At 73.1% G+C, this 12,240-nt stretch carries 7 protein-coding genes; 1 reads left to right on the forward strand and 6 read right to left on the reverse strand.

All coding sequences use genetic code 11. The features are described from left to right. Window positions 1-320 precede the first annotated feature (320 nt). Window positions 321-3,875 (forward strand): transcription-repair coupling factor, encoded by a 3,555-nt coding sequence (mfd, locus tag OF819_RS20880; protein WP_267245131.1) that lies wholly within the window; start codon window positions 321-323, stop codon window positions 3,873-3,875. 46 nt (window positions 3,876-3,921) lie between these two features. Here the strand turns inward: mfd and OF819_RS20885 are convergent, their stop codons facing one another. From OF819_RS20885 to OF819_RS20910, 6 genes are all read right to left on the reverse strand, one after another. After that, window positions 3,922-4,605 carry a hypothetical protein gene (locus tag OF819_RS20885; RefSeq protein WP_267245132.1) on the reverse strand — a complete coding sequence of 228 codons (684 nt, stop codon included), beginning with the start codon at window positions 4,603-4,605 and terminating at the stop codon, window positions 3,922-3,924. A gap of 156 nt (window positions 4,606-4,761) precedes the next feature. Then, window positions 4,762-7,269 (reverse strand): HAD-IA family hydrolase, encoded by a 2,508-nt coding sequence (locus OF819_RS20890; RefSeq protein ID WP_267245133.1) that lies wholly within the window; start codon window positions 7,267-7,269, stop codon window positions 4,762-4,764. A 137-nt stretch (window positions 7,270-7,406) separates the two neighbouring features. Further along, entirely contained in the window at window positions 7,407-8,474 is a 1,068-nt protein-coding gene (locus OF819_RS20895) for a 2-hydroxyacid dehydrogenase (RefSeq protein WP_267245134.1), read from the reverse strand. Next, on the reverse strand, window positions 8,471-9,145 hold the full coding sequence (locus tag OF819_RS20900) for a histidine phosphatase family protein (RefSeq protein ID WP_267245135.1): 675 nt from the start codon (window positions 9,143-9,145) through the stop codon (window positions 8,471-8,473). Before OF819_RS20900 ends, OF819_RS20895 begins: the two co-directional genes overlap by 4 nt. Continuing rightward, complete coding sequence (locus OF819_RS20905; RefSeq protein WP_267245136.1) at window positions 9,142-10,635, reverse strand: FGGY-family carbohydrate kinase; 1,494 nt, start codon at window positions 10,633-10,635, stop codon at window positions 9,142-9,144. Before OF819_RS20905 ends, OF819_RS20900 begins: the two co-directional genes overlap by 4 nt. Beyond that, window positions 10,628-12,169 (reverse strand): FGGY-family carbohydrate kinase, encoded by a 1,542-nt coding sequence (locus OF819_RS20910; protein WP_267245137.1) that lies wholly within the window; start codon window positions 12,167-12,169, stop codon window positions 10,628-10,630. Before OF819_RS20910 ends, OF819_RS20905 begins: the two co-directional genes overlap by 8 nt. Window positions 12,170-12,240: the final 71 nt, after the last annotated feature.

Consider the following 12,240-nt stretch of genomic DNA (forward strand, 5'->3'; position numbering starts at 1 on the left):
GCCCCATCGGGCTCGCCTGCGCGCGTGCGCGTACGGCCTGGTGCGGCGGCCCCGCGCGCCGCCGTGCGCATCGGCGGCCCGGCGGTCCGTATCCGCAGGGGACGCCCGCGCTCACACCCGTACGCGGTGCCGCTCCACTCCGCTCGCCGCGCGGAAGAACCGCCCCCCACAGCCCCCGCAGGGACCCCCGCGGGCATTCCGGACGCGGCTGTCACACCGCCGTCGTACGCTGGAGGACCCCGGCCCGTCCTACGCGTCGGGCCCTTCGCGTTGCCCCCGCGCTTCGCCCCGCCAGCCTCACCCACGGGATGGATCTGTCCATGAGCCTGCACGGTCTCCTCGATGCCGTCGTCGCCGACCCCGCGCTGACCCAGGCGGTGAAGGCGGCCGCCGACGGAAACCGGATGCACGTCGATCTGGTCGGCCCGCCCGCCGCCCGCCCCTTCACCGTGGCCGCGCTGGCCCGGGAGGCGAAGCGCCCCGTGCTGGCCGTTACCGCCACCGGCCGTGAGGCCGAGGATCTGGCCGCCGCGCTGCGCTCGCTGCTGCCCGAGGAGGGCGTCGTCGAGTACCCGGCGTGGGAGACGCTGCCGCACGAGCGGCTGTCACCGCGCTCCGACACCGTCGGCCGCCGTCTCGCCGTGCTGCGCCGCCTCGCCCACCCCAGCGCTGACGACCCGGCCGCCGGGCCGGTGTCCGTGGTCGTCGCGCCCGTGCGCTCCGTGCTCCAGCCGCAGGTCAAGGGGCTCGGCGAGCTGGTGCCCGTGGCGCTGCGCAGCGGGCGGCAGGCGGACCTCGAAGAGGTCGTGGACGCGCTCGCGGCCGCCGCGTACTCAAGGGTGGAGCTGGTCGAGAAGCGCGGTGAGTTCGCGGTCCGCGGCGGCATCCTCGATGTCTTTCCGCCGACCGAGGAGCATCCGCTGCGCGTGGAGTTCTGGGGCGACGACATCGAGGAGATCCGCTACTTCAAGGTGGCGGACCAGCGCTCCCTGGAGGTGGCGGAGCACGGGCTGTGGGCGCCGCCGTGCCGTGAGCTGCTGCTCACGGCCTCCGTGCGGCAGCGGGCGGCGGAGCTCGCCGAGGCCCACCCGGAGCTGGGCGAACTGCTTGGCAAGATCGCCGAGGGGATCGCGGTCGAGGGCATGGAGTCCCTCGCGCCCGTTCTCGTCGACGATATGGAGCTGCTGCTCGACGTGCTGCCCGCCGGGGCGATGGCCGTGGTGTGCGACCCGGAGCGGGTGCGCAGCCGGGCCGCGGACCTGGTGGCCACCTCGCAGGAGTTTCTGCAGGCGTCCTGGGCGGCCAGCGCCGGCGGCGGCAAGGCCCCGATCGACGTGGGCGCGGCCTCGCTGTGGGGCATCGCGGACGTCCGGGACCGGGCGCGTGAGCTGGGCATGATGTGGTGGTCGGTGTCGCCGTTCGCCGCCGACGAGGAACTCGCGGAGACATGTGCCGCTGACGCGGCGGGGGACACCCTCAAACTGGGCATGCACGCCCCGGAGTCATACCGGGGAGACACCGCCCGCGCCCTCGCGGACACCAAGGGCTGGCTCGCGGACGGCTGGCGCACGGTGTACGTCACCGAGGGCCACGGCCCCGCCGCCCGCACCGTCGAGGTGCTCGGCGGCGAGGGCATCGCGGCCCGCCTCGACGGCGCGCTGGCGGAGATCTCGCCCTCCCTCGTGCATGTGGCGTGCGGCTCGATCGAGCACGGCTTTATCGACCCCGGCCTCAAAATCGCCGTCCTGACGGAGACGGACCTGTCCGGCCAGAAGGCCGCCGGCCGGGACGGCCAGCGGATGCCGGCCCGCCGCCGCAAGCAGATCGACCCGCTCACCCTCCAGGCGGGCGACTACATCGTGCACGAGCAGCACGGCGTGGGCCGCTATATCGAGATGGTGCAGCGCACCGTGCAGGGCGCGACCCGTGAGTATCTGCTCGTCGAGTACGCCCCGGCCAAGCGCGGCCAGCCAGGCGACCGGCTCTATATCCCCACCGACCAGCTGGAGCAGGTCACCAAGTACGTGGGCGGCGAGGCCCCGACGCTGCACCGGCTGGGCGGCGCGGACTGGACCAAGACCAAGCAGCGCGCCAAGAAGGCGGTCAAGGAGATCGCGGCCGATCTCATCAAGCTCTACTCGGCGCGGATGGCGGCCCCCGGCCATGCCTTCGGCCAGGACACGCCCTGGCAGCGGGAGCTGGAGGACGCCTTTCCGTACGCGGAGACCCCCGACCAGCTCTCCACCATCGCCGAAGTCAAGGAAGACATGGAGAAGTCGGTCCCGATGGACCGGCTGGTCTGCGGCGACGTCGGCTACGGCAAGACGGAGATCGCGGTCCGCGCGGCCTTCAAGGCGGTGCAGGACGGCAAGCAGGTCGCGGTCCTGGTCCCCACCACGCTGCTGGTGCAGCAGCACTTCGGCACCTTCAGCGAGCGGTACGCGCAGTTCCCCATCGCGGTGAAGGCCCTGTCCCGCTTCCAGTCCGACACGGAGGCGAAGGCCACCCTGGAGGGGCTGCGGGACGGCGCGGTCGACATCGTCATCGGCACGCACCGGCTGTTCTCGTCCGAGACGAAGTTCAAGGACCTGGGCCTGGTCATCGTCGACGAGGAGCAGCGCTTCGGCGTGGAGCACAAGGAGCAGCTGAAGAAGCTCCGCGCCAACGTCGACGTGCTGACCATGTCCGCCACCCCCATCCCGCGGACGCTGGAGATGGCGGTCACCGGCATCCGGGAGATGTCCACCATCACCACCCCGCCGGAGGAGCGGCACCCGGTCCTCACCTTCGTCGGCCCGTACGAGGAGAAGCAGATCGGCGCGGCGATCCGCCGTGAACTGCTCCGCGAGGGCCAGGTCTTCTATATCCACAACCGCGTCGAGTCGATCGACCGGGCGGCCGCCCGCCTCCGCGAGATCGTGCCGGAGGCGCGGATCGCCACCGCCCACGGCCAGATGTCCGAGTCCACGCTGGAACAGGTCGTCGTCGACTTCTGGGAGAAGAAGTACGACGTCCTCGTCTCGACGACCATCGTCGAGTCGGGCATCGACATCTCCAACGCCAACACCCTGATCGTGGAGCGCGGCGACAACTTCGGCCTCTCCCAGCTCCATCAGCTCCGCGGCCGGGTGGGCCGCGGCCGCGAGCGCGGCTACGCCTACTTCCTCTACCCGCCGGAGAAGCCGCTGACCGAGACCGCGCACGAGCGGCTCGCCACCATCGCCCAGCACACGGAGATGGGCGCGGGCATGTACGTGGCGATGAAGGACCTGGAGATCCGCGGCGCGGGCAATCTGCTCGGCGGCGAGCAGTCCGGCCATATCGCGGGCGTCGGCTTCGATCTGTACGTCCGCATGGTCGGCGAGGCGGTCGCCGACTACCGCGCCTCGCTCGAAGGCGGCGGGGCGGAGGAGCCCCCGCTCGAGGTCAAGATCGAGCTCCCGGTCGACGCGCACGTCCCGCACGACTACGCGCCCGGCGAGCGGCTGCGCCTCCAGGCGTACCGGGCGATCGCCTCCGCGAACTCCGAGGAGGACATCAAGGCGGTCCGCGAGGAGCTCGCCGACCGCTACGGCAAGCTCCCCGAACCGGTCGAGAACCTCCTCCTCGTCGCCGGCCTCCGCATGCTGGCCCGCGCCTGCGGCGTCACCGAGATCGTCCTCCAGGGCCCCAACATCCGCTTCGCCCCGGTCGACCTCCGCGAATCCCAGGAGCTCCGCCTCAAGCGCCTCTATCCGCGCACGGTCATCAAGCCCGCCGTCCACCAGGTCCTGGTCCCCCGCCCCACCACGGGCAAAATCGGCGGCAAGCCGGTCGTGGGCCGCGAACTGCTGGCATGGACGGGCGAGTTCCTGACGACCATCCTGGGCTCCTGACCCCTGATCCGGTGGAGGCGCGCCCGCGCGCCTCCACCGGACCGACTCACTTCTTCAGCGCCGCCAGCAGATCGGCGAGGTCGGACTTGATGAGCTCGCGGCTGTCCTCGGAGATGCTGTGCTGCTGGTGGGACGGGTACACGGTGAGGCTGAGCACGGCGCCGCCGTCGCGGACCGAGGTCTTGATTCCGCTTCCGTCGTCGGCGACCAGCTCGATGGCTTCATCGCCCAGCCCGCCGAGGGGCTCGGCGCGGAACTCGGCGTCTTCCGGGGCGAGGTAGCCGGGGTCGGTGGCATAGACCTCGAACTCCGCGGCCGGATCGGTCTTCTTGTGCAGCCGGTAGTGGATGAGGGCGTTGTACGGCTGCTCTTCTCCGGCACTTTCCAGTCGCAGGAAGCATGTGGAGATGTCCAGCGCATCATGCTCCCAGTGGTCACCCTCCGGGGACGTCGGATCGCCCAGCGCGCCGCCGAGCGCCTTGAGCTTGGCATCGGCGCACAGATCGCTGGTCGCGGCGTACCCCTTGGTGTCCGGAGTCTGCCCGTAGGTCACCAGCCCGGTCGCCCACAGCGCGGAGGCCGCGCCGGCCCCGACGAGCACTCCCGCCAGACCCGTGACCGTGTACCGGCCCAGTGAGCGGGCGCGGCTCCTTCCCGCCCCTGGGTCGTCCGGAGTCGGAGACGATCCGCTGGTCGCCTGTCTGTCCGCGTCCTCGGATATGCCTGTCACGTGCTGTCGCTCTCCCGGCTCGTTGGTGGGTTGGCCGCATGTTCGAGCGCACTCTAGATGAGTCCCATGCCTGTGCCGGATGCGACCCTGGTGGAAGAGTCCGTCGGCTCGTATGTGACGACCAGCCGGGATGCCCTGGTTGCGGCACTGTATGCGTCATACGTCCTGTTCGGCCCAGACGGTCTTGCCGCTCGGCGTGTACCGCGTGCCCCAGCGCCGGGTGAGCTGGGCGACCAGGAGGAGTCCGCGTCCGCCCTCGTCGAAGGCGCGCGACCGTTTCCTGTGCGGCGTGGTGCTGCTGGCGTCGGACACCTCGCTCATCAGCACGGAGTCCCGGATCAGACGGAGCGTCAGCGGGGGCCGCGCGTAGCGGATCGCGTTCGTGACCAGTTCGCTGACCACGAGCTCCGTGGTGAACGCAAGCTCTTCCAGCCCCCACTCCGTCAGCCGGCCGGTGACGAGATGACGGACCCGCGCGACCTCGGCGGGGTCGGCGGCGACCTCCCAGGTGGCGACGAGCGAGGGGTCCAGCGCCCGGGTGCGCGCCAGGAGGAGGACCGCGTCGTCCTCGTGCTTCCCCGGGGAGAGGCCGTGCAGCACCCGGTCGCAGAGCTCTTCGAGTGAGGCCGCGGGACCGGTGAGCAGCTCGCCGAGCAGCCGCAGTCCCTCGTCGAGGTCGCGGCTGCCGGAGTGCGGCAAGCCGTCGGTGTAGAGCGCGATGACGCTGTCAGGGGGCAGTTCGAGGCTGTCGCTTTCGAAGGGCAGCCCGCCGACGCCCAGCGGCGGACCGTTCGGCAGGTCGGGGAAGCGAACCGTGCCGTCGGGGGAGGCGACCGCCGGGGGCGGGTGGCCGGCACGGGCCATGGTGCAGCACCGGGACACCGGGTCGTACACCGCGTAGAGGCAGGTGGCTCCGGCGACCGGGGTGTGGGTGTGCTGTTCCGGCGTCGCGTGCCCGGCAGGCGTGGGCTCTTCCTCGTCGAGGCGCAGGACGAGGTCGTCGAGGTGGGTCAGCAGTTCGTCCGGGGGAAGGTCGATGTCGGCCAGGGTCAGCGCGGCCGTTCGCAGCCGTCCCATGGTCGCGGACGCCGCGATGCCGTGTCCCACGACGTCCCCCACCATGAGCCCCACACGCGCCCCCGACAGGGGGATGACGTCGAACCAGTCGCCTCCGACTCCCGCGCCTGACTCCGCGGGAACGTAGCGGCTGGCGACGTCCACCGCCGAGAGCCGCGCCTCGTGACGCGGAAGCAGGCTCCGCTGCAGGGCCAGGGACGTGCTGCGCTCTCGCGCGTAGCGGCGGGCGTTGTCGATGGCGAGCGCGGCCCGCGTGGTGATCTCGCGGGCCAGCAGCACATCGTCGGCGTCGAACGGGTCCGGTGTGCGGTGGCGCAGATAGTGCACGACGCCGAGGAGGGTCCCGCGGGCGAGCAGGGGCGCGGCGATGAGGGAGTGGACGCGGAGGAGGCGGAGGGTTCCGGCGGCCGGGGGATCGTGGTGGAACCACTCACGGATGTCCCGGTCGTCCGTCCAGTGCCCTGACGGCGCTTCCGCGGCGAGGGCGCGCGCCATGGGCGACAGCGGGTGGTGCCGGCACGGCTGACCGGGGCGGGCGGCCGACTCGGGGCAGCCCTCCAGGACCGAGTCCTGTGCGACGCGGAGCAGCGGCGGCGCGGCGGGCCGGGACGCCGGGCCGCCGGAGCGCACGACGTCCTCGAAGAGGTCGACGGCGGCGAAGTCGGAGAAGTGGCCGATGGCCACCCGCGTCAGTTCACGCGCGGTCTTGGACACGTCCAGGGACGTGCCCAGCCGGACACTCGCGGCGTTCATGACCGCGAGCCGCTGCCGGGTGCGGTACTGACCGGTGATGTCGAGAGCCGCGGGGGCGGTCCTGCGCACCTGCGGCGGCGGGGCGCCGCCGGCCAGCCGGGAGAGCGCCGTCGGCAGGCCCGTCAGAGAGGTCACGACCGCGTCCGCCTCCGCCAGGTCGTCCCGGGAAGGCGCCGGCGGGGCCTCGCCGCGCAGCAGCCACACGCTGCGCAGCCCCGCTCGCCGCGCGCCCCGTACATCGGTGTCGAGCCGGTTGCCGACGTGGACGGTGTGCTCGGCCGTTGTGCCGAGCCTGTCGAGCACGGTGCGGAAGGCCTGGGCGGCGGGTTTCTCCGCGGAGTCGGCGCCGCCGAGGACGATCGCGCCGAACAGCGGGGCGAGGCCGTCGCGCCGCAGCGCGTCCCGCACTTGCGGCGGCGAGTTGGACAGGATGCCGAGCCGGTAGTCGTCGGCCAGCGCCCGCAGCACCGGAGCCACGTCGGGGTAGAGGGACTCGACCGGGTAGGCCCAGTGCTTGGCGATATGGGTGCGCAGGATGCCGACGTCGTCGTGGAGGAACCTGTGGGCGAACGCCTCCCGCAGCCCGGCGCCGCCTTCGCGCTCCTCCTCGTACAGCGACCAGAACTCACGCTCGTCGACCTCGCCGACCAGTTCGTGGACCGCGCGGTAGAGGGCTTCGACGAAGCGCTCGTCGTCGTAGATCGAGCCGCCGATGTCGAACACCACCGCGTCCACACGGCCGGTCCCCGCGCCGCCGTGCGGCACTCCGCGGCCTGTGGTGGCGTCGACGCCCACGCTGAGCCTCCCGGAGACGGCCGCCCCCGTCACCACCATCGTGGCACCGGGCCGGTCGCGACGCGAACCGCCGGGGGGCGGTCCGCAAGGCGGGGCGGCCGCCGGGCTCGCCGGAAGACGGGCCTTCCCGAGGTGCGGGCGAAGGCGAAGGGCTCCGGCAGCCGCCTGGCCGCCCCTTACCGGTGCTCGCCGGCTCCCCCGCGGCCGGGGAGCGCCTCCGGGTTGGCGCAGTGGGCGAGCGGTTCGCCCCGCAGATAGCGGGCGGTCTCCGCGGCGCAGATCCCGGCGGCCTGGTGCGCGGTCTGCTTGCTGGCTCCCGCCAGGTGGGGCGTCATCACGATGCCGGGGGTGCGCAGCAGCCGTGAGCCGGCCGGGACGGGCTCCTCCGGGAAGACGTCGAACGCCGCGGCGAACAGATGCCCGCGGTCGAGGGCGTCACACACCGCGTCGTAGTCGAGCAGCCCGCCGCGCGCACAGTTGACGATCACGGAGCCCGGAGGCATCGCGGCGATCTGCGCGGCGCCGATCATGCCCCGGTTCTCCGCCGTCAGCCGGGCGTGCAGGGACAGGACCCGGGACCGGGCCAGCAGCTCGTCCAGGCTGACGCTCTCCACGGCGGCGTCTGCGCCGCCGTGGAGATACGGGTCATGGACGAGGACGTGCGCGCCGAAGCCGCCGAGGATGCGGGCGACGCGGTGCCCGATGGCGCCATAGCCGACGAGCCCCACCGTGGCGCCCGCCAGCTCCATGCCGACCTCCTCGTACTGGTAGTAGTCGCCCCGCCAGATCCCCCGGGCCAGTTCGCGGTGGGTGTGGGGGATGCGGCGCAGGGCGGCGAGCAGCAGGGCGACGGTGTGCTCGGCCGTGGCGGTGGCGTTGCGGCCGGGAGCGAAGGTCACGGCGACGCCGTGCTCCGTGGCGGCCTCCAGATTGGCGTTGACCGGCCCGCCGCGCCCGACGGCGAACAGTTCGAGGTCCGGGCAGGCCTGAAGGACCCGCCGGGTGAGCGGGGCCATCTGGGTCACGCAGATCCGCACCCCCTGGAGGGCCTCGATGAGCTGTTCCTCGGTGCCGGACGCCTCATGTACTTCGGCGACGTCGCCGAATGGCTCGATGGGCCACGGCAGATGGAGTTCGCCGATCTGCAACGGCCCGGGCATCCTGTCCTGTTCGGCGCGCAGCGCGTCGGCGAGCAGGCCGGCCTGGACGAAGTGGTCACCTGCGGCGAGGATCTTGACGGTCACGGTGTTTCCTCCTCGGGACCGGCGGCGGACGGCGCGGGGAAGTCGCCGCAGGCTTCGGCCGGGGTGTTGAACTGCAGCAGCGACGCCCTGTCCGCAGCGCCGTCCGCGCCGTTGAAGCGGACCTCGGTGATCGCGCAGTTGCGCATCAGCGGGAACAGCCGCCGGTATTCCGACAGCGGCACGCCCGTCAGCCGGCACAGGAGCAGCCGGTTGAGGGTGCTGTGTCCGACGACCAGGACCCGGCCTTCCGGGTGGCGGCGGTGGATTTCCCGCAGGCATTCCATGCCCCGCTCGACGGCGTCCGCGGGACGCTCGCCGTCCGGCAGGTGATGGTGCGAGGGGTCGGCGTGGAAGGCGGCGAGCCGCTCGGGAAACGCGTCGCGCATGTCGGCGGTGGTGAGCCCTTCGCCGCGCCCGAAGTCGACCTCCCGCAGTCTGGCGTCCTCCTGCGGCTCAAGGCCGGTCGCCTCGGCGACGGGGCGGGCGGTGTCGCGGGCCCGCAGCAGAGGGGAGACCCACAGGGCGTCGGGGCACGCCTGCTTGGCCCAGACCGCGAGCCGCTCGGCCTGCTCGCGTCCGCGCGGGGTGAGCGGAATGTCGCTGCGCCCCGTGTAGCGGTTCTCGGCGTGCCAGATCGTCTCGCCGTGGCGGACCAGTACGAGATCGGTCACAGTTGCGTTCTCCTTCGTGCGTGCCGGGCGACGGCCGCGGGCAGCCAGCCGTGTTCTTCGAGTGCGTCGACCAGTCTGAGATGGCTCTCAAGCAGGCGTCGCGTGTGCTCTGGCCGTGGTTCGACCACGGTGCGCAGCCGCACCATGTCGCGGGCCGTGGCGCTGAGCGGGTGGGTGGTGCCCGCGCGGGCGAGGATGGCCATCCCCAGCGCGGCCTCGGCGTTCTCCGGCACGGTGACCGGTCGGGCGAGCACGTCGGCGCGCAGTTGGCACCAGTAGCGGCTGCGGGCCCCGCCACCGGTGAAAGTCACCGGGCCGTCGAGGGGCGCGCCCAGCAGCCCGAAGTAGTCGAAGCAGAGGCGCTCGACGAAGGCGACGCCCTGCAGCAGCGAGGCGTGGTAGTCGGCCTCCGCGGCGGCGTGCCGGTCTCCCAGGGTGAACCCCTCGGCCTCCGGCGCGAGGAAGGGGAAGCGTTCGCCTCTGGAGGCAAGCGGGTAGGTCACCAGGCTGGACGGTTCGTACCGTTCGGCCCGGGCGTCGAGTGCGGCGAGGTTCCGTCCGGGAAAGGCGTGGGAGAGCACCCCCGCGCCGGTGCTGGAGGCGCCGCCGGGCAGCCAGTTCCCGTCCGGGGCGCGGTGCGAGTACACCACGCCCAGGGGGTCGCGCAGTCGCTGCGCGGTCACCCCCTTGAGGACGAGTGTGGTGCCGAGGACCGAGTTCCACGCGCCGGGTTCCAGGGCGCCCGCGCTGATCTGCGCCGCGCAGCCGTCCGTCATGCCGGCGACCACCAGGGTGCCCTCGGCCAGGCCCGTGGCCTCGGCGGCCTCGGCGCACACGGCGCCGAGCACGGTTCCGGGGCGTACGGCGTCGGGCAGCAGCGCCATGGGAACCCGCAGGTCCTCCAGGAGCGCGGCGGGCCAGGTCTCGCGCTCCGTGTCGTAGCCCGTCTTCAGGGCGTGGCTGGAGTCGGTGGCCACGGGGTGCCCGGTGAGCCGTTCTGCGATGTGGTCGGCCTGGTGGACCAGCCGGGCCCCGGCGGGCAGCCGGGGGTGGTGGGCGAGCAGCCACATCAGCTTGGGCAGTGCCCACGAGGGCTGCGGCCGGTGGCCGAGCCGCTCCCACAGGGCGGCGCCGGCCTCAGCCGCCAGGGGCGCTTCCCCGACGGCGCGCGAGTCGTCGTACATCAGGCCCGGGGTCAGCGGACGTCCGCTGCGGTCGGCGAGCAGGATGGTGCCGGAGGTCGCGCACACCGCGACCCCCCGCACCGAGGCGGCGGGCACGCCGTCCAGCGCACGGCGGCACGCGGTGCGCACCGCGCTCCACCACTGGTCGGGGCTCTGCTCGTGCCGGGGGCCCGCCCGGCGGCTGCGCAGCTGCTCGGCGCCCGATCCGCGCACGCCTCCTGCCGCGTCGACGGCGAGCACGCGGACGCTCTGGGTGCCCAGGTCGATGCCCAGCCACACCTCGGGATGATCGTTGGGTTCAGGCATGCGGGTCTCCGGCGGCGGTCGTACGGGTCGGGGCGGCAAAGGCGCCGGGCCCGGGCGGGGAGTCGGCGAGCACCTGCCAGCCCGCGGCGGACACCTCGCGCAGCGCGAGGAATGTGTCGAAGCGGGAGGCGTAGAACCGGCTCCGCTCCGCATCCGGTTCGTCGGCCGGCCGGGTCCGCACATAGCGGCGGGCGGCGGCGGTGATGTCGGGTTCCTCGCCGAGGCTCACCAGTCCGGTCAGGAAGGCGCCTTTGGCGCCGACCTCGCTGTCGGCGGACCGCACCGTGGGCAGCCCGGTGACGTCGGCGAGGAGCCTGCACCAGGCGTCGCTGGCCGCGCCGCCGCCGCAGAGGCGCAGTTCGCCGGCCGCGGCGCCGGAGGCGGTGAGGCAGTCGCGGATGACCATGCTGAGCCCTTCGAGTACGGCCCGGGCGACGTCGCAGGGACGGTGGTCCAGGCTCATTCCCCAGAAGACGCCGCGGGCGCGCGGGTCGAGGAAGGGGGCGCGTTCACCGGCCGGTGAGAGGTAGGGAAGGAAGACCAGGCCGCGGGCGCCCGGCGGGCTCTGGACGGCGAGCTCGCCGAGCTCGGCCGGGGTGCTCAGGCCCAGCGTGCACACCGCCCAGGCGATCACTTCGGTGCCCGCGAGGGTGGGGAAGGCCCGCAGCAGGCGGCCGCGCGAGTCCTCGACGATGGTCAGACCCGCGGGCCGGCCCGTGGTGTCGGGCGTGTCGCGCACCACCTCGGTGCACAGCGTGGTGCCGAGGATGGTGCACGCCTGGCCGGGGGCGGTCGCGCCGACGCCGATCGCCGTCGAGACGATGTCGTACGGGGCCATCACCACGGGCAGTCCGGCCGGCAGGCCCAGTTCGCGCGCGGCCCGGTCGGTGAGTTCCCCGACTCGCCGCCCGTTGCCCCGCACCGGCGGCAGCAGCCGCTCGGCCCAGTCCAGGCCGAACAGCGTGCGTATCTCGGGGGAGTAGCGGCGGGTGCGGGGGTCGAGGAAGGGCGCCGAGGCGTCCGACTCGTCGACGGCGGTGTGGCCCGTGAAGCGCAGGAAGAGCCATCCTCCGCAGTACAGGGAGGCGGACGAGCGGGCCAGCCGGTCCGGATCGTGCGAGGCCAGCCAGGTGAGGATGGCGTTGGGCAGGCCGGGGAATGTCAGCGACCCCGTGCGGCGGAACGCCTCGTCGAGCACTCCGGAGGCCCGCCAGCCTTCGACGACCGGGGCGGCGCGCCCGTCCGACCAGAGAATCGCAGGGCCGGTGGGGTCGCCTTTGTCGTCGACGAGCCAGCAGCCGTCGCCCTGCGCGGTGAACGCGATGAACCGCACGCCGTCCGCGACATGGCTTCGGGCGGACCGGATGGTGGCGACGACGGCCTGCCACACCGCGGTCATGTCCTGCTCGGCCCAGCCGGGCCGCGGACGCTGGACGGCGGTGGCCTGGCGTGCGACGGCCACCTCGTTGCCCTCATCGTCCAGGACAACGGTCTTGATCATGGAAGTGCCGACGTCGACGGCGAGCACTGACATGGGTGATCGCTCCTTGTCTCAGCGTGCCGCTGAGTGAGGGGGGACGCGCGGGCCGCCGTGCGGCGCCCGGT

It is taken from the genome of Streptomyces sp. PR69, assembly GCF_026420845.1.
Classification (GTDB): domain Bacteria; phylum Actinomycetota; class Actinomycetes; order Streptomycetales; family Streptomycetaceae; genus Streptomyces.